The organism is Bifidobacterium sp. UTBIF-78 (assembly GCF_006408945.1).
Taxonomy (GTDB): Bacteria; Actinomycetota; Actinomycetes; order Actinomycetales; family Bifidobacteriaceae; genus Bifidobacterium; species Bifidobacterium myosotis.
Window position 1 is genome coordinate 113,528 of the sequence record NZ_JFAO01000003.1, and the last position, 26,584, is coordinate 140,111.

Annotated in this window: 18 protein-coding genes; 16 read left to right on the forward strand and 2 right to left on the reverse strand. The window is 65.0% G+C overall.

The window, feature by feature from the left end:
• Positions 1-16 precede the first annotated feature (16 nt).
• From BG22_RS00995 to BG22_RS01040, 10 genes are all read left to right on the forward strand, one after another.
• Complete coding sequence (locus tag BG22_RS00995; RefSeq protein ID WP_140492309.1) at positions 17-3,250, forward strand: bifunctional [glutamine synthetase] adenylyltransferase/[glutamine synthetase]-adenylyl-L-tyrosine phosphorylase; 3,234 nt, start codon at positions 17-19, stop codon at positions 3,248-3,250.
• Positions 3,251-3,505: 255 nt separating this feature from the next.
• Positions 3,506-4,468, forward strand: a complete 963-nt coding sequence (gene pyrB / locus BG22_RS01000) for an aspartate carbamoyltransferase (protein ID WP_140492352.1) — start codon at positions 3,506-3,508, stop codon at positions 4,466-4,468.
• Complete coding sequence (locus BG22_RS01005) at positions 4,468-4,887, forward strand: aspartate carbamoyltransferase regulatory subunit (protein ID WP_094668348.1); 420 nt, start codon at positions 4,468-4,470, stop codon at positions 4,885-4,887. Before pyrB ends, BG22_RS01005 begins: the two co-directional genes overlap by 1 nt.
• Entirely contained in the window at positions 4,884-6,350 is a 1,467-nt protein-coding gene (locus BG22_RS01010; RefSeq protein ID WP_140492311.1) for a dihydroorotase, read from the forward strand. The genes BG22_RS01005 and BG22_RS01010 overlap by 4 nt, the downstream gene beginning before the upstream one ends.
• Before the next feature lie 116 nt (positions 6,351-6,466).
• Positions 6,467-7,480: an orotidine-5'-phosphate decarboxylase gene (gene pyrF, locus BG22_RS01015; protein ID WP_140492313.1), complete on the forward strand. Its 1,014-nt coding sequence runs from the start codon at positions 6,467-6,469 to the stop codon at positions 7,478-7,480.
• A gap of 87 nt (positions 7,481-7,567) precedes the next feature.
• Positions 7,568-8,395, forward strand: a complete 828-nt coding sequence (locus BG22_RS01020) for a dihydroorotate dehydrogenase electron transfer subunit (RefSeq protein WP_094668351.1) — start codon at positions 7,568-7,570, stop codon at positions 8,393-8,395.
• Positions 8,383-9,360, forward strand: a complete 978-nt coding sequence (locus BG22_RS01025) for a dihydroorotate dehydrogenase (protein WP_169834135.1) — start codon at positions 8,383-8,385, stop codon at positions 9,358-9,360. Before BG22_RS01020 ends, BG22_RS01025 begins: the two co-directional genes overlap by 13 nt.
• A gap of 88 nt (positions 9,361-9,448) precedes the next feature.
• Positions 9,449-10,144, forward strand: coding sequence for an orotate phosphoribosyltransferase (pyrE, locus tag BG22_RS01030; RefSeq protein ID WP_094668353.1), 696 nt, complete (start codon positions 9,449-9,451; stop codon positions 10,142-10,144).
• Between the two features lie 238 nt (positions 10,145-10,382).
• Positions 10,383-11,228 carry a hypothetical protein gene (locus BG22_RS01035; RefSeq protein ID WP_094668354.1) on the forward strand — a complete coding sequence of 282 codons (846 nt, stop codon included), beginning with the start codon at positions 10,383-10,385 and terminating at the stop codon, positions 11,226-11,228.
• Positions 11,225-12,241, forward strand: a complete 1,017-nt coding sequence (locus BG22_RS01040; protein ID WP_140492315.1) for a hypothetical protein — start codon at positions 11,225-11,227, stop codon at positions 12,239-12,241. Before BG22_RS01035 ends, BG22_RS01040 begins: the two co-directional genes overlap by 4 nt.
• Positions 12,242-12,545: 304 nt before the next feature.
• Here BG22_RS01040 and BG22_RS01045 read toward each other — a convergent pair whose 3' ends face one another.
• Positions 12,546-13,469 (reverse strand): LysR family transcriptional regulator, encoded by a 924-nt coding sequence (locus tag BG22_RS01045; protein WP_094668356.1) that lies wholly within the window; start codon positions 13,467-13,469, stop codon positions 12,546-12,548.
• Positions 13,470-13,694: 225 nt separating this feature from the next.
• On the opposite strand from BG22_RS01045, the gene BG22_RS01050 reads away from it, so the two are divergent.
• Both BG22_RS01050 and BG22_RS01055 read left to right on the forward strand, forming a co-directional pair.
• On the forward strand, positions 13,695-15,578 hold the full coding sequence (locus tag BG22_RS01050) for an ABC transporter ATP-binding protein (protein ID WP_258186148.1): 1,884 nt from the start codon (positions 13,695-13,697) through the stop codon (positions 15,576-15,578).
• Complete coding sequence (locus BG22_RS01055; protein WP_258186149.1) at positions 15,578-17,488, forward strand: ABC transporter ATP-binding protein; 1,911 nt, start codon at positions 15,578-15,580, stop codon at positions 17,486-17,488. Before BG22_RS01050 ends, BG22_RS01055 begins: the two co-directional genes overlap by 1 nt.
• Before the next feature lie 68 nt (positions 17,489-17,556).
• Here BG22_RS01055 and BG22_RS01060 read toward each other — a convergent pair whose 3' ends face one another.
• A complete protein-coding gene (locus BG22_RS01060; RefSeq protein WP_140492317.1) occupies positions 17,557-18,192 on the reverse strand; it encodes an HAD family phosphatase in 636 nt (211 codons plus the stop codon).
• 665 nt (positions 18,193-18,857) lie between these two features.
• On the opposite strand from BG22_RS01060, the gene kdpA reads away from it, so the two are divergent.
• The 4 genes from kdpA (at position 18,858) to BG22_RS01085 (ending at position 26,577) form a co-directional block, all read left to right on the forward strand.
• Positions 18,858-20,534: a potassium-transporting ATPase subunit KdpA gene (gene kdpA, locus BG22_RS01070; protein WP_094668359.1), complete on the forward strand. Its 1,677-nt coding sequence runs from the start codon at positions 18,858-18,860 to the stop codon at positions 20,532-20,534.
• Positions 20,535-20,625: 91 nt separating this feature from the next.
• Complete coding sequence (gene kdpB / locus BG22_RS01075; RefSeq protein WP_375137676.1) at positions 20,626-22,710, forward strand: potassium-transporting ATPase subunit KdpB; 2,085 nt, start codon at positions 20,626-20,628, stop codon at positions 22,708-22,710.
• Between the two features lie 35 nt (positions 22,711-22,745).
• A complete protein-coding gene (kdpC, locus tag BG22_RS01080; protein WP_094668361.1) occupies positions 22,746-23,378 on the forward strand; it encodes a K(+)-transporting ATPase subunit C in 633 nt (210 codons plus the stop codon).
• 166 nt (positions 23,379-23,544) lie between these two features.
• Positions 23,545-26,577 (forward strand): ATP-binding protein, encoded by a 3,033-nt coding sequence (locus tag BG22_RS01085; RefSeq protein WP_140492321.1) that lies wholly within the window; start codon positions 23,545-23,547, stop codon positions 26,575-26,577.
• The last annotated feature ends 7 nt before the right edge of the window (positions 26,578-26,584 follow it).

Sequence of the window (26,584 nt, forward strand, 5' to 3'; positions counted from 1 at the left end):
TATATAGTGGAATTCCATGGAACTCAAGACGACGTTCAATCCCGGCTCCATGGACCTCATCAGGGCGGGTCTGCAGGATCTCGACAAGGCCCGGTCGCTGTTCGACCAGCTCAAGGCGGACGGCATCCCCGACAACCGTAGAGCCGAATTGCTGGGCGTGCTGGCCCACGCCGGCGACCCGGACGTGGCGCTGAGCAATTTCGTGGACATCGTCAACGCCATGCAGTCCTCGGGCCGCGACCTCGAACAGGTGATTCCCGATGGCGCGGCCCTCAAACGTCTCGTCACCGTGCTCGGCGTCTCCGACGCGCTGGGCAAGTTCATGCGCTTCAGGTCGGATCTCGTCGCCGCGGCGGCCACCGACGAATGCAACAGTCACCTGTTCAACCATGCGCAGCGGCGCGCGCGTCTGCTCAAGGCGGTGGGCGCCGATCCCGACGACGCCGCCCATCCCACGGCCTCCAAGGACCTCGCCGAGGCGGCGACGGCCCTGCGCGCCGCCTACCGTCGCCAATTGGCGGCCATCATCGCCCAAGACGCCGTCGCCGACGACCCCACCGCCATCCAGCCGACCATCAGCCGCGAACTGTCGGACCTCGCGGACGCGGCCCTCGAAGGCGCGCTGGCCATCGCCCGGCACGAGGTGGACGGCAGCGAGCATGTGCGCTTCACCGTCATCGGCATGGGCAAGCTCGGCGCCCAGGAGCTGAACTACGTATCCGACGTGGACCTCATCTACGTGGTCGAGCCGGCGGACAAGGAGATCGACCATCAGACGCTCATCCGCGTGGGCACCAAGATGGGCACCACGTTGCAGCGCGTCTGCCAGTCCGCCATCATGGGCGTGGCCGAACAGCCCCTGTGGCAGATCGACGGGGGACTGCGGCCCGAAGGCAAGGACGGCCAACTGGTGCGCGTGCTCGACTCGCACAAGACCTACTACGAGCAGTGGGCGGAGAACTGGGAGTTCCAGGCGCTGCTCAAGGCCCGTCCCGTGGCGGGCGACCCCGAGCTCGGCCAGGCGTACATGGACATGACCCGTCCGTTCGTCTGGAGCGCCTCCAAGCGCAAGAACTTCGTCTACGACTGCCAGAAGATGCGCCAGCGCGTCGAGGACCTCATCCCTGCGCCCCTGAAGGACCGCGAGATCAAACTCGGCCGCGGCGGCCTGCGCGACGTGGAGTTCACCGTGCAGATGCTGCAATTGGTCCACGGCCGCACCGATGAGACGCTGCGCACACGCGACACGCTCGAATCGCTGCACCGCCTGTCCGAGGGCGGGTACATCTCGCGCAAACAGGCCGTGCGCATGTCCCAGGACTACCGGTTCGAGCGGGTGATGGAGCATCGCCAGCAGATCTGGTCGCTTAAGCGCACCCACCTGTTCCCGGACCTCGGCCGTGCGTCGGTCGGCGGGCTGGAGCGCAAGCGCGACATCGACGTGGACGAGCTCAACCGCAACCCCGAGCTGCGCCGTCTGGCCCGCGCGTTCGGCATGCACCCGGAGGAGTTGGTCGAAAAGTACGACGACGTGCGCCGCGAGGTGCGCCACCTGCACCTTGACATCTACTACCGTCCGATGCTGCCGGTCAACGCCCAGCTCGAGGACGACCAGATCGGCCTGAGCGTCGAGGCCGCGCAGGAGCGTTTCGCCTCCATCGGATTCGGCGACCCGCAGGCCGCCATCCGCCACGTACAGGCACTCACCGCCGGCGTGAGCCGCGCCGCCAAGATCAACCGCATCATCCTGCCGGCCGTGCTGCAATGGCTCGGCGAAGGCCAGAACCCGGATATGGGCCTGCTCAACTGGCGCAAACTCGAGGAGAACTTCGGCACCGAATCCGGCTACCTCGGCTTCCTGCGCGACTCCACCTCCGCCGCCCAGCGCCTGTGCCATGTGCTGTCCAACTCCCGGTTCCTCGGCGACGCGCTCAACAAGTCGGTCGAATCGATCAGCTGGCTCGGCAACGACGACGACTTGAAGGCCCGCACCCGCGAGGCCCTGGACGTGCAGACCCACTCCTCGCTGGAGCGGTTCGGTGCGAGCATCAACGAGTTCGCCAACTCCATGCGTGCCATGCGCCGTCACGAGATCGAACGCATCGGACTGGCCTGGATGAGCGGCGTCATGACCGACGACGCCAGCCTCAAGGCCATGACCGACGTCTACGACGCCATCATCGACGCCTCGCTGACATGGGCGATCCGCCACAGGACCGCCGAATTCGGCGTGGATCGGGCCCCGGCGGGCATCGCCGTCATCGCGATGGGCCGGTACGGCGGACGCGAGGTGAACTTCAGCTCCGACGCGGACGCGATCCTCATCTACCGGCCTGCCGACGACGCCGGGGACGCCGAGGCCAACGCCTTCGCCAAGAAGGTGGTCGAGGACCTGCGCAACATCCTGCAGGGCCCCACCACGCTCGAACCCAAGATCGAGCTCGATCTGGACCTGCGCCCGGAGGGCAAGAACGGGCCGATCGTGCGCTCCTACGCCTCCTGCGAGGAGTACTACGAGTCCTGGGCCTCCACATGGGAACGCCAGGCGCTGCTGCGCGCCCGGTACGCGGCCGGCGACGCCGAACTGGCCCGCGACTTCCTCATCAACATCGCCGACCCGCTGCGCTACCCGACCACGCCGCTGACCGACGCCGAGGTGCAGGACATCCGCCGGCTCAAGGCACGCATGGAGGCCGAGCGTCTGCCGCGTGGCGTGCGTCGAGAACGCCACCTCAAGCTCGGCAAGGGCGGACTGTCCGACGTGGAATGGACCGTGCAGCTCCTGCAGCTGCAGCACGCCGGCGACATCCGCGACCTGCGCGTCAACGGCACGCTCGAGGCGCTGGAGGTGCTCGAGGCCAAGAAGCTCATCAGCGCGGTGGACGCCATCCAGCTGCGTAAGGCCTGGACGCTGTGCACCGCGGCCCGCAACGGCAACTACCTGTGGTCCGGCCGCGCCAATCAGGCCGACATCTTGCCCGACGACATCTACTCGCTCGGCGGCATCGCCGTGTACCTCGGCTACGGCGCACACCGTGGACAGCACTTCGAGAACGATCTGCTGGGCGTCATGCGCAAATGCCGTGACGTGTGCCAGCGGCTCTTCTACGGCCAGATCGAGGAGGAGGTCGGCGCGGCGGGCGTCGGACGGGCCGGCGCCGGACCGATCGGTTCGGCCGCACCGGCCAAGCCGCGGATGCATGTCATCGCGCCGCGTCTGGTCGCCAACCGTCGCCGCGCCCAGCGGTAGTGGCCCGCGTCGGAAATTCGTTGACTATATTCCAAGGGGAGCCAACAATATAATCAACGAACTTCTGGCGCAGGATGCCAGCCATGCCAGCGCTACTTGCAACATGAACGCGAGGTGACGCGCGGGTGGCGGGGGAGTGAGGCGCGCGTCGCGGAAATGGTCTATAGTCGGAGAGGTCACGTTAGTGGCCACCTTATCCGCTTCACGCACGAAAGGTGAGCCGTGTCAACTCCACAAGAGCCGGCGGAGACGCCGATGATCGGTAAAAGCGTCATCTCGCTTGATGATCTCTCCATTGCACAGATTCGGGATTTGCTGCACAAGGCGCAGTACATCGACGCGCATCGCAAGGAGGTATCGCACACCTGCGAGGGCAGGGTGCTGGCCACGCTCTTCTACGAGCCCTCCACTCGCACGCGCCTGAGCTTCGAGACCGCGATGCTGCGTCTCGGCGGCAAGGTCATCGGCTTCGCCGGAGCGCAGTTGGCATCCGTCACCAAGGGCGAGTCCATCGCCGATACGCTCAAGACCGTGTCCAACTACGTGGATGTCGTCGCCATCCGCCACCCGAAGGAGGGTGCCGCGCTGGTGGCCTCCCGCGCCGCCTCCGTGCCGGTCATCAACGCCGGCGACGGCGGCCACATGCACCCCACGCAGACGCTGGCCGACCTCGCCACGTTGCAGTCACGCTTCGGCCGCGTCAACGACCTGACCGTGGGCCTGTGCGGCGACCTCATGTTCGGCCGCACCGTGCACTCCCTCATCGAGACCCTGTGCCGCTTCGGCAACGTGCGGTTCATCCTCATCAGCCCGGACGAGCTCAAGACCCCGCAGTACGTGATCGACCGCATCAACGCCACGCCGAGCTGCTCCTACGTGGAGGTGCGCGACCTGGCCTCCGTGATCGGCGACCTCGACGTGCTGTACATGACCCGCGTGCAGAAGGAACGCTTCTTCAACGAGGACGACTACCTGCGCCTGCGCGACACGTACATCCTCGACGAGGACAAGCTTTCCCTTGCCAAGCCGAATATGGCCGTGCTCCATCCGCTGCCGCGCGTCAACGAGATCGCCGTGGAGGTGGACGACGACCCGCGCGCCGCCTACTTCGAACAGGTCAAGAACGGCATGCTCATGCGCATGGCCCTCGAAAGCACCGTGGTGGGCGACGACCTGCCCGGATACGAACCGCTCGAATCCAAGGAGGTACGCGCCTGATGGAAGTCACCAGCATCGTCAACGGCATCATCATCGACCATGTGCCGGCAGGCACCTCGCTCAAGGTGCTCGAATACCTGAAGATCGACCCGTCCAAGACCAAGCTCGCGCTCATCATGAACACCACGTCCAAGCGCTACGGTTCGAAGGACATCATCAAGATCGAGGACGACAAGGACATCGACCTCGACGTGCTCGGCTTCGTGGCCCGTCAGGCCACCGTGGACGTGGTGCGCGGCGGCACGATCGTGGAGAAGAAGCAGCCGAACCTGCCCGAGCACATCGTCGGCGTCATCAAGTGCGTCAACCCGCGCTGCGTGACCACCACCGAGCCCGGCATCAAGCAGATGTTCCATCTCGTGCACTCCGAACGTCTCGAATACCGCTGCGACTACTGCGACGAGGAAGCCAAACTGTGAGCATCACACTACGCAACATCAGGGTCTGGAACACCGGCGAGATCATCGACCTCACGGTGCCGGGCCTCGCCGACGCCTACTTCGCCGACACCGATACCGTCCGTGACGGCGCCGATATCGACGCCACCGGTCTGACGCTGGCCCCCGGCTTCGCCGACCCGCATGTGCATTTCCGCGACCCGGGCCAGACCTACAAGGAGTCGATGGTCTCCGGTTGCCGCGCCTCGGCATCCGGCGGATACACCACCGTGCTCATCATGCCGAACACGTTGCCCGCGCTCGACGGCCAGACCGTCACCGCGGCCGACGCCGAGGCCGGCAAGCCCGGTGCGCGCGAGGTACTGGACGCTGGCGCGACCAACGTCATCGACTTCCTGCAGCAGTACGATCGCACCCATGATGTGAAGCTGCCGGTCCGTTACGACCTGTGCGTGTGCGCATCCAAGGACCGCGCCGGACGCGAGGCCAGCGACACCGCCGACTGGCTCAGGTACGTGCCCGGATTCGAGGATGACGCCAAGACCGAGGCGATGAACGCGCACCCCGTCACCGCGATCAGCGATGACGGTTCCGCCGTGCCTGAGCCGATTCTCGACCAGGTGCTGGCCAACGCCAAGGCGTCCGACCTGTACCTCATCGAGCATTGCGAGCACCACGACACCGGCGCGGTGAACGACGGCCCGGTCTCCCGCAAGCTCGGCGTGCCCGGCATTCCGGAGGACACCGAGCTGAAGATCGTGGCGCGTGACATCGAGGCCGCCCGTCGCACCGGCGTCCACGTGCACTTCCAGCATGTGAGCACGGCGATCTCGTTCGAGGCGATTCGCGCCGCCAAGGCTGAGGGCCTGCCGATCACCTGCGAGACCGCGCCGCACTATCTGGCGCTGAGCGACGAGGCGCTGCTCGAATACGGCACGCTCGCCAAGATGAACCCGCCGTTGCGTTCCGAGGCCGACCGCAAGGCCACCATCGCGGCCATCGAGGATGGTACGGTGGACCTGCTCGCCACCGACCACGCCCCGCACACGATGGAGGAGAAGGCGCTGGGCTTCCTTGAGTCGCCCAACGGCATCATCGGACTCGAATGCGCGTACGGCGTGTGCCACAAGGTGTTGGTGGACGGCGGCCACATCTCCGACGAGCGCCTCATCGAGCTCATGGCCGTCGAACCGATGCGCCTGCTGGGCCACGAGCCCACGGACATCGCCGCCCTCGTCGAGGGCTGCGCCGAGCCCGCGCCCACCGGCGACGATTCGGAGGGCGTGAACCGTCTGCTCGATCTGAGCCGCGTGGAGGACGCCGCCAACGTGGATCTGGCGGTGCTCGCCACCGATCAGGCCTGGACCGTGGACCCCGAGCAATTCCACTCCAAGGCCCGCAACACCCCGTTCGGCGGATGGCAGGTGACCGGTCGGCCGCTCGCCACCATCATCGGCTCACAGTTCATGTTCAGCCGCATGTAGGCAACCTGTCTTGCGGCTCCCCTCAGTCGCGCTCCCCGAGCCTGCTTCCCTCACAGAGGGGAGCAGCATCCCAGGGAACTCCCGCAGGAGCACCCCACAAGTAGAGAAGGACTTCAATGGATCGTCTTATCGAAGCCATCGAGAACACGCAGAACCCGTCCGTCGTCGGCCTCGACCCCACCGAGGCGCTGGTGCCGCCGCAGGTGGTGGCGAGCTTCGCCGACGAGGTGCGCGATTCGGTCGAGACCCCCGAGGAACTGCCCGCCGCGCAACTGGCGGTGGCGTATTTCGAGTTCAACCGCACCATCATCGACGCCGTGGCCGATATCGTGCCCGCGGTCAAGCCGCAGATCGCCATGTACGAGGCGCTGGGTCCCGCCGGCGTGGACGTGTACACGATGACCTGCGAATACGCGGTCCAGCAGGGACTGTACGTGCTCGGCGACGTCAAGCGCGGCGATATCGGCTCCACCGCTGCCGCCTACGCGCATCATCTCAGCGGCGTGGGCACCGGCGCGGGCGTGGACGCCGCGACCGGCGACGATGCCGCCGATAATGGCGAATCCATCGTCTTCGACCCATGGCACGAGGACGCCGTGACCGTCAACCCGTACCTCGGCACCGACGGCATCACCCCGTTCGTCGAAGCCGCGACCGCCGCTGACAAGGACATCTTCGTGCTCGTGCGCACCTCCAACCCGTCCTCCAGCGAGCTGCAGATGCTCGATCTGGCCGACGGTACGAAGGTCTACGAACATGTGGCCGACCTCGTGGAGGGCTGGGGCGCCGAAACCCGCGGCCGGCACGGCTACTCCCGCGTGGGAGCCGTGGTGGGCGCCACCCATCCCGAGGAGGGCCGCGCGCTGCGCGCCCGCATGCCGCACACGTTCTTCCTGGTTCCCGGCTACGGCGCCCAGGGTGGCACCGCGCAGGATGTGGCCGGCATGTTCGACGAGCGGGGCGGCGGCGCGATCGTCAACTCCTCGCGCGGCATCATCGGCGCGTGGAGGAAGAGCGGCAAGTACGACGCATCCATGAGCGCCGACGACGCGCTCGACCTCGTGGCCGAAAGCGCGCGTCAGGCCGCTCTCGACATGCGCGACGCGCTGCGCGTGGCCGTCTACCGGTGATTCGCCGGTGCCGGAAGCCGATCGTTCATCGTCAGCCGCAGACGTATCCTCTGCATACGAACCTTGACTAAGGACAGCACAACACCAATGACATCATCATTCACATCCACCTACGACGTGGTGGCGGAGGCGCAGGCCGCGGGCTACTTCCCGCCCCGGCACACCGTCGAGGTCACCGACGTGCGCGAGCTCGCCGACCATGTGGTGCGGCTCACCTTCCGCGACCCGTTCATCGCCTCCCACGCCAAGCCCGCCCAGTTCGTCAACCTGTTCACCCACGACGACTTCATGCTCATGCCCCGCCCATTCGGCGTCAGCGAGGTCGAAGACGACGAGGTCAGCGTGATCTTCGCCGTCATCGGCCACGGCACCGAACAGCTCGCCGAGCTCGAGGCCGGCGACGGCGTGGACGTGCTCGGCCCCCTCGGCCGCGGCTTCGACCTGAAACAGGACGCCAACTACATTCTCGTGGGCGGCGGCCTCGGCGTGCCCCCGCTCATCTACGCCGCGCAGAAGCTCGCCGAAAACGACGCCTCCTTCGCCACCGCCGTCTTCGGCTACCGCGATGAGCATTTCGCCGAGGAATACGTCTCCCGCTACGCCGACTGGTCGTGGAGCATCGACAACGCCGAAGGCAACGTGGTGGACCTGCTCAACCGGCTCGAACAGGGCGATGCCCTCAAGGCGTTCGACCGCAAGCCGATCATCCTCAGCTGCGGTCCGCTGCCGATGATGAAGGCCGTGGCCGAGTGGGCCGCCGAACGCGACATTCCGGCCCAGCTCAGCATGGAACAGCGCATGGGCTGCGGCTACGGCACCTGCGTGCTGTGCACCGTCGATACCGTGGACGGCCGACTCAAGGTCTGCTCGGACGGCCCGGTGTTCACCCGCGAACAGCTTGGATGGGGGGAGTGACCATGTGCGCGAACCGGAACGTCAACGACCGTCACATCAACATCTACGAGGCACATGAGTGGAAGCACCCCACCAAGGTGGCCGGCATCGAATGGAAGAATCCGGTGGGCACCGCCTCCGGCACGTTCCAGTACGCCGCCGTCCGCTGGTTCTATGACGTGAGCCAGCTCGGCGCCGTGGGCACGAAGGGCTGCTCGCCGGTGCCGTGGGAAGGCAACCCCGGACCGCGCACCGCCGAAGGTCCGGCCTCGAACCTCAACGCGGTGGGTCTGCAGAACCCCGGTGTGGACCATTACCTCGCGCACGACCTGCCGGCGCTCAAACAGGCGGGCGCTCTGGTCGTGGCCAACGTGGCCGGTCACTGTGACGACGACTATATGCAGGTGGTGGCCAAGCTCGCCGATTCCGACGCGGACATGCTTGAAATCAACGTGAGCTGCCCGAACGTCACGCACGGCGGCATGAGCGTGGGCACCGACCCGGTGGCCCTCGCCGCGCTGATGGACAAGCTGCGCCCGATGACCGATAAGCCGATGGTCGTCAAGCTCACGCCGAACGTCACCGACATCACCGTGCCGGCGCGCGCCGCGGTCGAACACGGTGCGGACGCTCTGAGCATGATCAATACCGTGCTGGGCATGCGCCTTGACATCCGCACCGGCGAGCCGATCATTGCCAACAAGACCGGCGGCGTCTCCGGTCCGGCCGTCCTGCCGATTGGCATCGCGGCGGTTTACCGCACGCGCACCGCGCTGCCGGAGATCCCGATCATCGGCATCGGCGGCATCGACTCCGGCGAGAAGGCGCTGGAATACCTGTACGCCGGCGCGAACGCCGTGGAGGTGGGTGCGGCCGCGCTCTTCGACCCGGTGGCGCCGCTGCGCATCGCCCGCGAACTGGACGATTTGCTGGACAGCCGTCCCGAACTCGCTGCTAAACTGGCCGCAGGCAAAACTTGGAGGTAACCGGCACGCCTCCGGTTCCCTGCTTACGGGGGAACCGGAGGCGAAGCCGTCTGAGGGCAGCCGGATACAAGACTTGGAGGTAGTCACTATGGCAGAAACGCTCGCACACCGCTTCACCGAATTCCTGCTGGAATCCAACGCGCTGAAATTCGGCGATTTCACGCTGAAGTCGGGCCGTCAGAGCCCGTACTTCATCAACGCAGGCGCGTTCGACGACGGCAAGAAGATCGCCGCGCTCGGCGCGTTCTACGCCGAGAAGATCAGCCAGGCGATCGTGCACAACACCATCCCGCGCGACATCGACACCGTGTTCGGCCCGGCCTACAAGGGCATCCCGCTGGCCGTTTCCACCTCGATCGCGTTGACCGCCCGCCATAACATGACCGTGGGCTACACCTTCGACCGCAAGGAGAAGAAGGACCATGGCGACGGCGGCTGGATGGTCGGCACCCCGCTCAAGGACGGCATGAAGGTGCTGCTCGTGGACGACGTGATGACCGCCGGCACCGCCGTGCGCGAGGTGATCCCGAAGCTCAAGGCCGAAGCGGACGTGGAGGTCGTTGGCCTCGTGCTTTCCGTGGACCGCATGGAGAAGACCAAGGATTCCGACGTCTCCGCCGTCAAGGCCGTGGAGGCTGAATTCGGCTTCCCGGTGCTCGCCATCGCCAACGTGCGCGAGATCTTCGACGCCGCCGCCAAGATGAAGAACGCCGACGGCACCCCGTTGCTCAGCCACGAGCTCAAGCAGCGTGCCGAGGCCTATCTCGAGCAGTACGGCGCCTGACGGCGGCGGATTACCGGGGCCGCTGCTTGATTCCTTGTGCGGTTCCTCGCACGGTTTCTTTCACACAGACCCGCCAAGCGCCCCCTCGATGGGGGCGTTTTTTCATCGGCGTCCATCGGGGCCGCGAAGAAGCGCTTGCCCCGATTCGGTTCCATCGATCCCGCAACCATCCGACCGTGAAGATGAACTTTCGGTGACATAGCCTGCGCACCGGGGCCTTCATCAATACAGTGGAAGTATGAGAGATGATGCGCAGGGGCAGGTGCCGTTTGATGGGGGAGCGGCGCCGAAGAAGACACAATCCGGAAAGAACGGCGATGCCAGGGCCGGCGGAGACATCGGCATCGGACCGGGGAATGACGATTCCTCGGCAAACAAAGCTATCGGACGTGGCATCGCCATTCGCACAATCATCGCGGTGGTGCTCGTCGCCGTAGTCGTGTTCGTCGCAGCGTTCGCGGTCGGCCGGTTCACCGAGGATCCGACGAAAAGCCAGGGCTATCTCGACGTGGAGGCCAAGGCCGCCAAGGTCGAGGAGCAGGTGGCCGACAATCGCAAGAAGACCGAGGAGCTGACCGAACAGCGCAACGATTTGCGCAAGCAGGCCGCCAAGGCCCAAAAGGAAGTCGAGGACAATAAGAAGGTCTTCGGCGAACTCGGTGGCAACACGGCCGCCGGGGCCGAGCCGCTGACCATCGAATCGATCAGCGAGAGGCCGGACACGTTCTACCAGCAGTACGGGACTGCGAGCGGTGCGGATAAGTACTACTATCCGCAGATCACCGTGCGTAACAACTCGGGTCATGTGGTCTACAGCATCAGTCTGCGCATCGATATCGTGGGACAGGACGGGACCGTGCTGAAAAGCGACGCTTCGGCGTATGCGAGCAACATCGTGCTCTATCCCGGCAAGACCGCGGTGTGCAAAGGCACGATTCAGGACACGGGCTTTTCCGGGGCCACGCTGAAACCCACCGGATACTATCTGACCATCCCCGACACGAGCGGCAGCGGCGGTTCCGACGGTACCACGACGGAAAGCCACGAATTCGGCAAGGACGTCAAGACGGCGGTGATTTCATGAGTGACGAACAGCACGAACACGACAAGCTGGGCAACGAGCAGTATGACGAACGGCATGGCATCAAGGGTCCTGCCGTGGCTTCCGATGCAGCTAGGGCCGCGGGGTCGGAATCGGGGTCACCTTCGGCGACGTCCTCCGAAAAGGGATTGCGTGAGACGAAAACGCATGGAGAGGAATCCAATCAACTGCATCATCGCGGGCCGGTGACCGCCAAGGTGCCCACGAATGAGACCATGACCGTGGGCGATCGGGTGTTCTCGATTCTGGACAAGGCGTTCACATGGCTGGGACAGACCGGACGGGCCGCGTCGCGGGTGTCCGCAGGCAACGCCAGCGATGCCGACCGCGCGCGTTGGGACATCGTCAAAGGACCGCTTGCGGGGGTCGCCAAAGCGGCGGCGACCTTGGTTTGCGTGGGTGTGCTGATGTGGGCCGGCTCGACCGGTTACCGGCTCGGCGGGCAGTCCGTGGTGGTCGCGGACACGCCACAGTACCAGCAGGCCAGTCAGAAGCTCAAGTGGGCCAACGTGGACCTGATGGAGTCCAAGCAGGACGTCGCCAACCGCGAGAAACAGATCAAGGAAGCCAACGACGCCATCGACCAGGCCAAGAAGGACCGCGAGAAGTACGGCAAGATCGTGGAGGAGGTCCAGCAGGCACAGCGGGAGAGCAAATCCCCGGTCCTAACCGTGATCGCGATCGGCGACACGTCGCAGTCGTACATCTTCTTCGAAACGCCGATGACAGTGCACAACAATACCGACAAGACGTATTCGTTCTTCGAGGTCTACGTGCAGGCCACGGATGCCGATGGCAACGTGGTCCATTCGGGATACGCGCTTGGGGAAAGCGAGACCACTTGCGAGCCCAACGCCGATTGCCAGATCAAGCTATTCGACGAATTCGATCCGCGCGGCCTGAAGGTGACCCCCACGTACTGGAGCGTGACCGCCAATGACGGCAGCAGCGACTACGGCCGCTACGGCGCCGACGTCATGAGCAAGCAGCTCTGAACCCATCCGGATAGAGGGAACGGACGGTAAGTACGCGGCTCGACGGGGATGCCGCGTACATACAGTCCGTTTGCGACCCTGGAGCGACGGTAAGTATGCGGCTCAACGAGGGTGTCGCGTACATACAGTCGGTTTGGGCGTTGAAACGGACTGTAAGTATGCGGCTGGTTCGTCGAGCCGCGTACTTACAGTCCGTGGGAGGTCCGATAGCACGGATTACGGTTGGCGTATACGACGAAGGCGGTTCTCCTCCCGGAACAGGGGAGGAGAACCGCCTACGTGTGGATGTCGTCCGGTCGGTACGTCAGTCGATGAGCTTGTATCCGTGGGAGGCCACCACGGACTTGAGCTTGGTGAGATAGGTCTCGGCGGCCTTGGACAGTTTGGCGCGCTCGTTGGTGATCCAGCCCACGAGCATCGTCTCGTCGGAATCGAGCGGGACCGTCACGATCTTCTCGTTGTTGAGGTCGCCGTTGTCGATGCCGGTGCACACGGTGTAGCCGTTGAGACCGATGATGAAGTTGAGGATCGTGGCGCGGTCGGTCACGTTGATCTGCTTGGGGGAGTACTCCGGCCAGACCGCCTCCTCGTAGAAGTAGAACGACCCCTCCTCGCCCTGCTCGTACTGCAGGAACGGGTAGGGCTTCAAATCCTCCATCGTGATGACCTTCTTGGCGGCCAGCGGGTTGTCGCGCGAGATGAACACATGCAGCGGCGCGCGGAACAGCGGATGGAACTCGAGGTGCTTCTCGCGCAGGAGCTTGCCGAGCACGTCCTTGTTGAAGTCGGACAGGTAGATGATGCCGATTTCGGAGAGCATGTTGGCGACCTGATTGATGATGTCGCGCGTGCGGGTCTCGCGGATGGTGAACTCGTACTCGTCGGACTTGATGGAGTTGATCATCTCCACGAACGCCTCGACGGCGAACATGTAGTGCTGCGTGGAGACCTGGCACAGCTGCTTGCGCGGCTTGGCGTGCTTGTAGCGCTCCTCGAGCAGGTCGGCTTGGTCGAGCACCTGACGGGCGTAGGTGAGGAACTCCGCGCCGTCCACGGTCAGGGCGATGCCCTGCGAGGAGCGGGTGAAGATCTCGATGCCGAGCTCGTTCTCCAGTTCCTTCACGGAGGAGCTCAGGGCGGGCTGGGAGACGTACAGGGCATGCGAGGCCTCGTTCATCGAGCCGCATTCGACGATTTTGACGATGTATTTGAGTTGCAGAAGCGTCATAAAAAACGGTTATAGCAGTGGGACTAGCCGATGGGTGCGGTTATAGCCAATTGTTTCCATGTTCCTGTCTGTCCTATGAGATACCGGTTTTGGGATACCGGATGGCGGCGGCTCACACGGTCCGAATGCCGGGAGACTGCTAACCTGTTGATGTCGAAATCCGCGGCCCGGGGAATCAAGCCCCGAAAGCCGCGGACGACAACGGAAACACGAAAGGTGGAGCGGGTGGAAACCGTCAAGGTGCTGATGCGGCACATCGGGGAATTCAGGCGGGATGCCATCCTGACCCCGCTGGTGATGATCGGCGAGGTCGTGTGTGAGATGATCGTGCCGCTGCTCATGGCCACGCTCATCGACGACGGCGTCGAGAAGGGGGACATGGGCATCATCGTGCGCACGTCCCTTATCATGCTCGTGGTCGTGCTGTGCGGCCTGACGGTCGGATGCCTCGGCTCGGTGTTCGGCTCGAAGGCCGCCGCCGGCTTCGCGAGGAACCTCAGGCAGGACCAGTACGACAACATCCAGACCTTCTCCTTCACCAACATCGACCGCTTCTCCACGCCGAGCCTCGTCACGCGCCTGACCACGGATGTGATGAACATCCAGAACGCGTTCATGATGATCATGAGGATGGTTCCTCGTGCCGCGAGCTCGCTGATCGTCGCGATGTGCATGGCGTTCGTCGTCTCCGGGCGCATGGCCCTCATCTACCTCGGCGCCGTGATCTTCCTCGGCATCGTCCTGGGCGTGCTCATGAACATCGCCGCGCGCTTCTTCCGCCGCGCGTTCCCCGAATACGACGTGCTCAACGAGAACACCGAGGAGAACATCACCGCCATCCGCGTGGTCAAGGCGTTCGACCGCGGCGACATGCAGAACGAGCTGTTCCGCACGATCTCCAAGCGCATCTACGACATCTTCATGAAGGCCGAACTGACCCTCGCCGCCGTCAACCCGGTCATCCAGCTCACCGTCTGGGCCTCGATGCTGCTCATCAGCTGGTTCGGCGCGAACCTCATCGTCGCGGGCGACCTCACCACCGGCGACCTGACCTCCCTGCTCATGTACTGCATGAACATCCTCATGAGCCTCGTGATGCTGTCGATGACCATCGTGATGATCACGATGTCGTCCGCCTCCGCGCGCCGCGTGGCCGAGGTGCTCACCGAACGGGCCGACATGCCCGTGGCTGAGCATCCCGTCATGGCCGTCAAGGACGGGGTCATCGACTTCAACGACGTCGATTTCAGCTACCCCGAGGTCACGCTCTCCGAAAACGACCCCACCGCCAAACGTCGCGCCGACATGGCCGCGAGGATCACCGGCACGAGACGACGCGAGCGCGTGCTCGACGACATCGACCTGCACATCCCCTCCGGCGCGGTCGTCGGCGTGATCGGCGGCACCGGCTCGGCCAAGACGTCGCTCGTCAACCTCATCCCTCGCCTCTACGACGTGACCGGCGGCGAGGTGATGGTCGGCGGCGTCGATGTGCGCGACTACGACCTCGACACCCTGCGCGACAACGTCGCCGTCGTCCTGCAGAAGAACGTGCTGTTCTCCGGCACCATCGCCTCCAATCTCAAGTGGGGCGACCCGAACGCGACGCTCGAGGACATGCGCCGCGCCTGTCATATCGCCTGCGCCGACGAGTTCATCGACCGGATGCCCGACGGCTACGACACCGTGGTCGAACAGGGCGGACAGAACCTGTCGGGCGGCCAGCGGCAGCGCCTGTGCATCGCCCGCGCCCTGCTCAAACACCCCAAGGTGCTCATCCTCGACGACTCCACCTCCGCGGTCGACACCGCCACCGACGCGCGCATCCGGCACGCCTTCGCCACCGAGATGCCCGAGGTCACCAAGATCATCATCGTCCAGCGCGTCTCCAGCGTGCAGGACGCCGACATGATCGTCGTCATGGACGACGGGCGCATCCACGGCGTCGGCACACACGCCGAACTCGTGGCGAGCGACGAGATCTACGCGAGCATCGTCGAACTGCAGACCAAGGGCGGCGGCGACTTCGACGAAGCCGCGATGGGCGACCATGACGAATCGCATGACGAATCGCACAATGAATCGCACAATGAATCGGAGGTGAAGTGATGCCGGGACCAAGGGGCAATGCGGGCAGGAACGCGGCCGCAGCCAAGGACTACCTGAAGATGGGCCACCCGTGGCGCACGTTCACGCGTCTCATGGGCGACCTCTTCTCGCACTACGGCGTGCAATACGCGCTCATCATGGTGTGCATCCTCGCCACCGTGTTCGCCAACGTGCGTGGCAACCTGTTCATCCAACGGCTCATCGACGACTACATCATGCCGCTCGTCCACGCGAATCCCGCCGAACGCGACTTCGGCCCGCTGCTCGGGGCCATCCTCGGCCTCGCGGGCCTGTACGCGGTAGGCGTCGCGGCGACGGCGCTGCAGTCCGTGCTCATGGCGTTCGTCACCCAGGGATTCATGCGCCGGCTGCGCAACCGCATGTTCGGCCACATGCAGAAGCTGCCGCTGGGCTATTTCGACACCAACTCGCGCGGCGACGTGATGAGCCTGTACACCAACGACATCGACACGCTGCGCCAGATGGTCTCCCAGTCCATCCCGCAGATCCTCACCTCGGTGCTCCAGCTCGCCATGGTGCTGGTCTCGATGATCTACCTGAGCGTGCCGCTGACCGGCGTGATGCTCGTCATCGCCGCGGTCATGGTGCTGCTCACCAAGGTGCTCACCGGCCGCTCAGGCGCGCATTTCTCGCAGCAGCAGAAATCGGTCGGCAAGCTCAACGGCTTCGTCGAGGAGATGATGAGCGGGCAGAAGGTCGTCAAGGTGTTCACGCACGAGGAGGCCGCCAAACGCGACTTCCGCGAAGTCAACGAGAAGCTGTACGACGCCTCCAACAAGGCGAACAAGTTCGCCGGATACTTGGGGCCCATCAACAACCAGCTCGGCTACATCGGCTACGTGATGTGCGCGCTCATCGGCGGGGCGCTCGCGATGACCGGCGCCACGGGACTCACGCTGGGCGCGCTCGTGAGCTTCCTGACGTTCGTCAAGAGCTTCACGATGCCGATCTCCCAGGTCTCCCAGCAGCTCAACTCCATCGTCATGGCGCTGGCCGGCGCCGAGCGCGTCTTCGCGCTGCTCGACGAGCGGCCCGAGGGCGACGACGGCCGCGTCACGCTCGTCAACGTCACGCGCGACGACTCCGGACGGCCGGTCGAATCGAGGGAGCGCACCGACGATTGGGGGTGGAAGGACCCGTCCGACGGGCATATCACGCCGATGCGCGGCGACATCCGGCTCGATCATGTGAACTTCAGCTATGTGAAGGGCAAGGAAGTGCTCCACGACATGACGATGTTCGCCAAGCCCGGCCAGAAGATCGCGCTCGTCGGCTCCACCGGCGCCGGCAAGACGACGATCACGAACCTCATCACCCGCTTCTACGATATCGACTCCGGTTCGATTACCTACGACGGCATCGACATTCGGAACATGCGCAAGGGTGACCTGCGCCGGTCGCTGGGCATGGTGCTGCAGGACACGCACCTGTTCTCCGGGTCCATCATGGACAACATCCGCTTCGGACGGCTCGATGCCACCGACGAGGAGGTGAAGGCCGCCGCGCGCCTCGCCAATGCCGACGCCTTCATCGCCAAGCTGCCCGACGGCTATGAGACGCAGCTTGCGGGCGACGGCGCGGCCCTGAGCCAGGGACAGCGGCAGCTCCTCGCCATCGCGCGCGCCGCGGTCGCCGATCCGCCTGCGCTGATCCTCGACGAGGCGACCTCGTCGATCGACACCCGCACCGAATCGCTGGTCCAGCATGGCATGGACGAGCTGATGAAGGGACGCACCACGTTCGTCATCGCGCATCGCCTTTCGACGATCCGCAACGCCGACTGCATCATGGTCATCGAAGCCGGGCGCATCATCGAGCGCGGCACCCATGACGAGCTCATCGCCTTGAAGGGGCGGTACTACACGCTGTACACCGGGCTCAAGGGATGATGGAAAAGGCCGTGCCGGTGGGCACGGCCGAAAGCGTTACAGCGTTGCAGCGTTATAGCGTTGCAACGTTACAGCCGCACGCCGAGGGATGCGAGGGAGTCGCGCGCCGCGATGGCGCCCGAGAAGAGGATGCCGTGGATGCCCACCTCGTTGGCGCCCACGATGTTCTTGGCGGTGTCGTCGAAGAAGACGCACCGCTCGGGCGTGAGTCCGAAGCGTTCCATGGCAAGGTTATAGATGTCGGCGTTCGGCTTGTGCATCTTCTCCACGCCGGAGACCACCGTGCCGTCCAGCAGCTGCTCGAGTCGCGGGAACTTCTCGAAGGCGAGATGGAAGGTCTCGTGCGACCAGTTCGTCAGACCCCACACGCCGTATCCGTGGCGTTTGAGATCGGCGAGCAGCTCGGTCATGCCCGGCAGCGTGCGCGGCAGCGCATCCGCGTAATGCTCGATGTAATAGCGGAAGATCGCCGCGATGTCCTCGCCCTGCTCGCGCACCACATCCGGGTAGATGCTGTCGAAGTCCTCGCCGGCGTCCATACGATCCTCATAGCGGAAGAAGCCGTGCGGATCGTCGGGCGCGCAGATCGCGGCGACCACGTCGTCCGGAAAGCGGCCGGTCAGGCATGCGCGGGTGTCCCAGTCGAGCAGCACGCCGCAGAAGTCGAAGATGACATCGGTGATGGTGGTGGGGGAGTCAGCCATACAAGCTCCTTATATATACGGGTATCCGGGACTATCGTGGTCCGCAAACCAGTGTACGGATGCGGCGGATATCCGGCGGGCGCTGGTGGTCCCATTGCGGTTGCGGGGTGTCTGCGGGTGGTACTGCGGGATGGCAGTGTGGGTGGCACTGCGGGTAGACAGAAGCATTTGCACGCCGCCGAAAAGCGGAGAAAACAGGCAATGTGCGGCCGTCTGACCAACCTGTCTGACCAACGGTTGCCGGCGCGAAAGCAGCGGTGTTAGCAAAGTGTTAGCAAATCGCCGCCAGTTTCGCATAGGTACGTATGCAAGCCGTAAAAACCGTCACAATTCCTGCACCGAATCCATACGATTAAGAATCGCAATGACCCGATGACGTCGTCGCGCAGCCCCAGAGGGGAGGCGGAACGCGGCATCGGGTTTGTTCGATGATAAGGAGAAAGACATGCCCTGGTGGGTAGATGTTGCCTACGTTGTGGGCACAGTGGCGTTTTTCGTTCTCGTTGACCTGTTCGGAAAGCTGGTGGACAGGCTATGACCACGTTCTTCACTGTGCTGGGTGTCGTGCTGGGTATCGCGGGAATCGCATACATGTTCTATTCCCTGTGCCGTCCCGAGAAGTTCTGAACTGTACTGAGAGATCTTAGGAATCAAAGGTTCATCACATGGTATATCTTTTTGCGATCATGGCATTCGCGCTGATTGCCATCATCCTCGCGGCGATCTACAAGCCGCTGGGTGACTACATGTACAACGTGTTCACGACCGACAAGGATCTCTTCTTCGAGAAGTGGATCTACAAGATCATCGGCGTGGACTCCAAGAAGGGACAGACCTGGAAGGCATACCTGCGCGGCGTGCTCGGCTTCTCCCTCCTGAGCGTGCTGGTGCTCTACCTGCTCCAGCGCGTGCAGCAGTGGCTGCCGTTCTCGCTGGGCTTCCCGAACGTCGAGGGCCCGCTGGCGTTCAACACCGCGGCCTCGTTCGTGACCAACACCAACTGGCAGTCCTACTCGCCTGACGTGACCCTTGGCTACACCGTGCAGTTCGCCGGCCTGGCCGTGCAGAACTTCGTGTCCGCGGCCGTCGGCATCGCCGTGGCGATCGCGCTGGTGCGCGGCTTCGCCTGGCGCAAGTCCGAGACCATCGGCAACTTCTGGGTCGACCTCACCCGTTGCACCCTGCGCATCCTCATGCCGATCGCCATCGTCATGGGCATCATCCTCATGGCCCTCGGCGTGGCGCAGAACTTCGCCGGATTCGTGCAGGTGAACACCGTCGCCGGCGGCACCCAGACCATCATGCAGGGCCCGGTGGCCTCCCAGGAGGTCATCAAGGAGCTCGGCACCAACGGTGGTGGCTTCTTCAACGCCAACTCCTCGCACCCGTACGAGAACCCGAACATGTGGACCAACATCATCGAGATTCTGCTCATGCTGTGCATCCCGGTGGCCCTGACCCGCACCTTCGGCCGCATGGTCGGCGACATCCGCCAGGGCTACGCCCTGCTCGGCGCCATGGTGATCCTCTTCGGCATCAGCTTCTTCTGCGTGGTGACCGCCGAGTCCTTCTCCAACGACCCGATCACCGCCCTGACCGGCGGCTCGATGGAAGGCAAGGAGACCCGCTTCGGCATCGTGTGGTCCGGCCTGTTCGGCACCACCTCGACCTCCACCTCCACGGGCGCCGTCAACTCGATGCATGACTCGTACACCGCCTTGGGCGGCATGATGTACATGCTCAACATGATGCTCGGCGAGGTCAGCCCGGGCGGCGTGGGCGCCGGCCTGTACGGCATCCTCGTGATGGCCGTCGTGGCCGTGTTCATCGCCGGCCTCATGGTGGGCCGCACCCCTGAATACCTCGGCAAGAAGATCGGCCCGCGCGAGATGAAGATGGCCTCGCTCTACTTCCTGGTCATGCCGATCACCGTGGTCGTGGGCGTCTCCCTGAGCTTCGCTCTGCCGTTCGCCCGCCAGTCGATCTTCGACACCTCGCTCAACAACAGCGGCAACCACGGCTTCTCCGAGGTCGTGTACGCCTTCACCTCGGCCGCGAACAACAACGGTTCCGCGTTCGCCGGCATCACCGCCGACACCCCGTGGCTCGACACCGCGCTGGGTCTGGCCGTGCTGCTCGGCCGCTTCCTGCCGATCGCGCTGGTGATCGCACTCGCCGGCTCCCTCGCCAAGCAGGACAAGGTGCCGGTGACCTCCGGCACGATGAAGACCGACAATGGCCTGTTCGTCGTCCTCCTGGTGTTCGTTATCTTCCTGATTTCCGCGCTGACGTTCTTCCCGACGCTTGCTCTGGGACCGTTGGCAGAAGGTTTGGTGGCGTGATATGACTTCCGCAACTGCGAACGACGTCGCGAACAACGCGAGCTCCATCGCGAACGACGTCAAGAACTCCAACAACAAGTCGCTTGGAGCCATGCTGGGCAAGAGCCTGCCGGACGCGTTCCGCAAGTTCGATCCCCGCAACATGTGGCACAACCCCGTCATGTTCATCGTGTGGGTGGGCGCCGCGTTCCTGACCCTGCTGGGCATCTGCCAGCTGTTCGTCCCCGCTCTGGCCAACGGCGAGCCGGTGTACTTCACCTGGATCGTGGCCATCGTGCTGTGGGCCACCGTGCTCTTCGCCAACCTCGCCGAGGCCGTGGCCGAGGGCCGCGGCAAGGCGCAGGCCGACGCGCTGCGCAAGACCCGCACCACCACGCCGGCCCGCATCGTGCGTGGCTATGACGAGAAGAACGACCCGGACGTGCGCGCCCCGGAGCGCGGCGAGGGCCCGACCTACGTCGAGGAGATTCCGAGCTCCGACCTGAAGCTCGGCGACGTGGTGATCGTCTCCGCCGGCGAGCTCATCCCCGGCGACGGCGACATCATCTCCGGCATCGCCTCCGTGGATGAATCCGCCATCACCGGCGAGTCCGCCCCCGTGATTCGCGAGTCCGGCGGCGACCGCTCCTCCGTGACCGGCGGCACCCGCGTGCTGTCCGACCGCATCGTGGTGCGCATCACCCAGAAGCCCGGCGAGTCCTTCGTGGACAAGATGATCGCCTTGGTCGAAGGCGCCAACCGCCAGAAGACCCCGAACGAGATCGCTCTGGACGTGCTCCTGAGCTCCCTGACCATCATCTTCCTGGTCGTCGTGCTGTGCATCAACCCGCAGGCCTCCTCGGTCGACACCTCCGTGAGCCTCACGGTCCTGATCGCCCTGCTCGTCTGCCTCATCCCGACCACCATCGGCGCCCTGCTCTCCGCCATCGGCATCGCCGGCATGGACCGTCTGGTCCAGCACAACGTGCTCGCCACCTCCGGCCGCGCCATCGAGGCCGCCGGCGACGTGACCACGCTGCTGCTCGACAAGACCGGCACCATCACCTACGGCAACCGTCAGGCCTCCGAGTTCCACGCCCTGCCCGGTGTGGACCACGACGAGATGGCCAAGGCCGCGGCCCTGAGCTCGCTGGCCGACTCCACCCCCGAAGGCCAGTCCATCGTGGCCCTCGCCAAGTCCGAGGGCTTCGACCTCGAAGAGGTGCCGGGCGCGCTCGACGTGCCCTTCACCGCCGAGACCCGCATGTCCGGCCTCGACCTGCCGAACGGCGACCGCATCCGCAAGGGTGCCACCTCCGCCGTCGAGGCGTGGATCGAGAAGGAAGGCGGCGCCATGCCCGTGGAGGTGCGCGACGCCCTCCACGAGAAGGTCAACGCCATCTCCGGCCAGGGCGGCACGCCGCTGGTCGTCGCCGAGCAGTACGCGAACGGCGAGGTCAAGGTGCTGGGCGTGGTCCAGCTCAAGGACGTCGTCAAGAAGGGCCTGAAGGAGCGCTTCGCCGATCTGCGCAAGATGGGCATTCGCACCGTCATGGTCACCGGCGACAACCCGCTCACCGCCAAGGCCATCGCCCAGGAGGCCGGCGTCGACGACTTCATCGCCGAGGCCAAGCCTGAGGACAAGCTCGCCTACATCAAGAAGGAGCAGGCCAAGGGCCAGCTCGTCGCCATGACCGGCGACGGCACGAACGACGCCCCGGCCCTCGCCCAGTCCGATGTCGGCGTGGCCATGAACTCCGGCACCTCCGCCGCGAAGGAGGCCGGCAACATGGTCGACCTCGACTCCGACCCGACCAAGTTGATCGACATCGTGGCCATCGGCAAGCAGCTGCTCATCACCCGTGGCGCCCTGACCACCTTCTCCATCGCCAACGATGTGGCCAAGTACTTCGCCATCATCCCGGCCATGTTCATGGAGAAGTTCCCGGGCCTCGGCGTGCTCAACATCATGGGCCTGCACAGCTCGCTGTCCGCCGTGCTCTCCGCGATCATCTTCAACGCGATCATCATCGTGCTGCTCATCCCGCTGGCCTTGAAGGGCGTCAAGTACCGCGCCGAGGCGAGCGAGAAGATCCTGGGCCGCAACCTCAAGGTCTACGGTCTGGGCGGCATCATCGCGCCGTTCATCGGCATCTGGATCATCGACCTGTTCGTCCGTCTGATCCCGGGCTTCTGATCCCCGCTTACGGACATTAGGAAAGAGTGAATGTTATGAAGAACACCATCTCATTGAACCTGCGCAGCTATTGGGCCGGGTTCAAGGCCGTGATCGTCTTCACCGTCATCGTCGTGGTCTACACGTTCGTGATGGCCGGCATCGGCCAGCTCGGCATGCCCGACAAGGCCAACGGCTCGATGATCACCAACTCCCAGGGCGAGGTCGTCGGCTCCTCCCTGATCGGCCAGTCCTTCACGGATGAGAACGGCGACGCCCTACCGCAGTACTTCCAGTCCCGTCCGTCGGCCGCTTCCGACCCGAACAAGGACGAGGACAACCAGGGCTACTACGGCGGTGCCTCCTCCGGCACCAACAAGGGCCACCAGGACGAGGACCTCATCAAGAGCACCACCGAACTGCGCGAGGCCATCGCCAAGCGTGAGGGCGTGAGCGTCAAGGACGTCCCGGCCGACGCCGTGTCCGCCTCCTCCTCCGGCCTCGACCCGGAGATCAGCCCGGAGTACGCGGCCATCCAGGTCAAGCGCGTGGCCAAGGAGCGCGGCCTCAAGGAAGAGCAGGTCGAGCAGCTGGTCAAGGAGAACACGACCGGTCGTGGCCTCGGCTTCATCGGTGAGTCCACGGTCAACGTGGTCAAGCTCAATCTGGCTCTTGACGAGCTCAAGTAACCGGTTACCAACCAAGTAACGAGTTGCAACCGTTCATCGGGGGTGATGGCGTGAAGTGTCTGCGCCATCACCCCTGATGGCGTTTATCGTATACAGTCGTATACAGGGACGTCAGCGCGATGGCCGCGGATGGCGACCAGTCGATGAGTCGAACAGGGGAGAGTGTATGGCAGAGGCGAGAGGGACGTTCAGGGTGCTGCTGGGTGCGGCGCCGGGCGTCGGCAAGACCTGCGCGATGCTTAAGGAAGGGCATCGCCTGCAGGAGGATGGCAAGGACGTGGTCATCGCTCTGCTGGAGACGCATGGGCGCACCGCCACCGCCAAGGCCGCGGAAGGACTCGAGACGGTGCCGCGCCGCCATGTGCGCTACCGCGGCATGTGGCTCGAGGAGATGGACCTGTTCGGGATCATCGAACGCCACCCACAGGTGGCCCTCGTCGACGAGCTGGCCCATACCAACGCGCCCGGCTCCGTGCACAAGAAGCGCTGGCAGGACGTCATGGACCTGCTCGACGCCGGCATCGACGTGATCACCACCATCAACGTCCAGCACATCGAATCGCTGAACGACGTGGTGCGCGAGATCACCGGCAGCACGCAGAAGGAGACCGTGCCGGACAAGGTGCTGCGCTCCGCCTCGCAGGTCGAGCTGGTCGATTTGCCGCCGGAGGGTCTGCGCGAACGCCTCGCCGCCGGTTTCGTCTACAAGCCGGACCGCGTGGACGCGGCCCTGAGCAACTACTTCCGCGTGGGCAACCTCACTGCCCTGCGTGAGCTGGCCCTGCTGTGGCTCGCCGGCCGCGTGGACGAGGCGCTGAAGACCTATCGCGAGGAACACCACATCAAGGCCAAGTGGGAGACGCGCGAGCGTGTGATCGTCGCCCTGTCCGGTGGGCCCGAGGGCGAGCAGCTGCTGCGCCGTGGCGCCCGCGTGGCGCGTGCATCCGGCGGTGGCGACCTCATCGCCGTGCACGTCACCCCCGAGGACGGGCTCGCCGGCTCGAACCCGGCGCTGCTCATCAAACAGCGCGAGCTGGTCGAGGAGCTTGGCGGCACCTACCATCAGATCGTCGGCGAGGACATCTCCGAGGCGCTGCTCGACTACGCGCGCGCCAACAACGCCACGCAGGTGATCGTCGGCGTCTCGCGGCGCGGTGCCATTGCGCGCTGGCTCGGCCGGCCCTCGACGCCCAACGGCATCATCGAGAAGTCCGGCGACATCGACGTGCACATCGTCACCCATTCGTTCGTCAACCGGGGCATCCGCATGCCCTCCTCGAACCATACGCCGATGGCTTGGACGCGACGTGCCGCCGGGTTCGCATTCGCCGTGCTGTCCGCGGCGCTCACCGGATGGCTGCTGTACCTGTTCAGCGACGTGCAGTTCGCCCAGCGCGATGCCCTGCTGCTGCAGCTGATCGTGGTGGTCTCGGCCGTCATCGGCGGGCTCATGCCGGCGGTGCTGTCCGCCGTGCTCTCCGGACTGCTGCTCGACTTCCTGTATACGGAGCCCATCGGCACATTGCATGTGGTGCGTGTGCAGGATTTCGTGACCATCGTACTGTATGTGGTCGTGGCCATCATCGTCTCCGCGGTGGTGGACCGCGCCGACACCATCGCCCGTCAGGCCAAGCGCGCCAGCGCCGAATCGGAGACGCTGGCCAGCGTGGCCGGGGCCGTGCTGCGCAGCGACGACCCGTTGCAGGCCATCGTGCACCGCACGCGCGAGGCCTTCGGCTTCTCCTGCGTGCGCGTCGTGCAGGACAACCGGGTCATCATCTCCGACGGCGAACCGGGAACCCGCGCGAGCGAGGAGACCGGCACCGACATCACCACCCCCATCGAGGAGCCGGAGACGATTTCGCTGTCCGACCACGGGCTGTCGCTCAAACTCTACGGCAAGACCATCGAGGCTTCCGACCAGCGCATGCTGCTGGCCATCCTCTCCCAGATCCAGACCGTGCTCGAGCACAAGGATCTGGAACGCAAGGCCAGCGAGATCGGCCCTCTTGCCGCCGCCGAGAAGGTGCGCACCGGTCTGCTCAACGCGGTCAGCCACGACCTGCGCAGGCCGCTCGCCTCCGCCACCGCGGCCATCTCCGGTCTGCAGCGCATGGGTGACACGATGAGCGAACGCGACCGGCGTGATCTGCTCGCCGTGGCCTCCAACGGCCTCAAGCAGCTCACCAAGCTCGTCACCGACCTGTTGGACGTCTCGCGCATCCGCGAGGGCGCCCTGCCGCTGTCGCTCGTCGCCACGGATGTGGGCGAGGAGATCATCCCGCTGTTCGACGAACTCGGCATCGGCCCCTGGTCCATCGACCTTGACATCGCCCCCGACCTGCCGCTGGTGGTGGCCGATCCGGCGCTGCTGCGTCGCGCGCTGTCCAACGTGTTGGTCAACGCCATGCGGTTCAGTCCGTCGGACAAGCGCGTACGCCTGTCCGCCTCGTCGTTCAACGGCGTGGTCGAAATCCGCGTCGCCGATCAGGGACCGGGCGTGCCCGACTCGCGCAAGGACGACATCTTCCTGCCGTTCCACCGTCTGGGCGATACCGACAACACCACCGGCCTCGGACTCGGCATGGCCCTGTCGAAGGGGTTCGTCGAGTCGATGGGCGGCTCGATCAGCCCCGAGGACACGCCCGGCGGCGGCCTGACCATCGTGATCACGCTGCGCGAGGCCGATTCGAAGCTGCTCGCCGGCCAGGTGATCCCGCCCGCCGAACGGCCCAACCCGGCCGACATCCTCGAGAAGGACACGCTCAACGTGTCGGATGCCGTCTCCGATGTGATTCTGCCGCTGCCCGGGCGTGGGCGGTCCGATGAACGCGGACTTGACCGGTTCATCACCTACGGCATCATGAAGGGCGGGAAGGATGAGTCCGCAGCCGTTGACAGGGCCGACGGGCGGAAGTCCGGGGCCGGTGCCCACGATGCCGCTGATGTCGACGGCGGGAAGGGTTCTGGCGCCAGCTCCGACGGCAAGGACCGGGACGGCGACGCAGCGGGGAGGCAGACGCACTCCGCCGAGGAGCCGTCGCCGGTGGACGATCATGACGACGAGATAGTCGCGCCGGTCCCCATCCCGGTGAACGGTGCGGACGAGGACGACGGTCATGCCGGGCATACCGGTCATGACGCCGATGGAGCCGGACGGCCCGCCGCAGGCGGTGACGGTTCGGCACAGGATTCGTGAGAGGAGG

Coding starts and splice junctions, on each gene's coding strand:
- BG22_RS00995 (WP_140492309.1), top strand. CDS start 17: ATGGAACTCAAGACGACGTTCAATCCCGGCTCCATGGACCTCATCAGG.
- pyrB (WP_140492352.1), top strand. CDS start 3,506: ATGATCGGTAAAAGCGTCATCTCGCTTGATGATCTCTCCATTGCACAG.
- BG22_RS01005 (WP_094668348.1), top strand. CDS start 4,468: ATGGAAGTCACCAGCATCGTCAACGGCATCATCATCGACCATGTGCCG.
- pyrF (WP_140492313.1), top strand. CDS start 6,467: ATGGATCGTCTTATCGAAGCCATCGAGAACACGCAGAACCCGTCCGTC.
- BG22_RS01020 (WP_094668351.1), top strand. CDS start 7,568: ATGACATCATCATTCACATCCACCTACGACGTGGTGGCGGAGGCGCAG.
- BG22_RS01025 (WP_169834135.1), top strand. CDS start 8,383: ATGGGGGGAGTGACCATGTGCGCGAACCGGAACGTCAACGACCGTCAC.
- pyrE (WP_094668353.1), top strand. CDS start 9,449: ATGGCAGAAACGCTCGCACACCGCTTCACCGAATTCCTGCTGGAATCC.
- BG22_RS01035 (WP_094668354.1), top strand. CDS start 10,383: ATGAGAGATGATGCGCAGGGGCAGGTGCCGTTTGATGGGGGAGCGGCG.
- BG22_RS01040 (WP_140492315.1), top strand. CDS start 11,225: ATGAGTGACGAACAGCACGAACACGACAAGCTGGGCAACGAGCAGTAT.
- BG22_RS01045 (WP_094668356.1), bottom strand. CDS start 13,469: ATGACGCTTCTGCAACTCAAATACATCGTCAAAATCGTCGAATGCGGC.
- BG22_RS01055 (WP_258186149.1), top strand. CDS start 15,578: ATGCCGGGACCAAGGGGCAATGCGGGCAGGAACGCGGCCGCAGCCAAG.
- BG22_RS01060 (WP_140492317.1), bottom strand. CDS start 18,192: ATGGCTGACTCCCCCACCACCATCACCGATGTCATCTTCGACTTCTGC.
- kdpA (WP_094668359.1), top strand. CDS start 18,858: ATGGTATATCTTTTTGCGATCATGGCATTCGCGCTGATTGCCATCATC.
- kdpB (WP_375137676.1), top strand. CDS start 20,626: ATGCTGGGCAAGAGCCTGCCGGACGCGTTCCGCAAGTTCGATCCCCGC.
- kdpC (WP_094668361.1), top strand. CDS start 22,746: ATGAAGAACACCATCTCATTGAACCTGCGCAGCTATTGGGCCGGGTTC.
- BG22_RS01085 (WP_140492321.1), top strand. CDS start 23,545: ATGGCAGAGGCGAGAGGGACGTTCAGGGTGCTGCTGGGTGCGGCGCCG.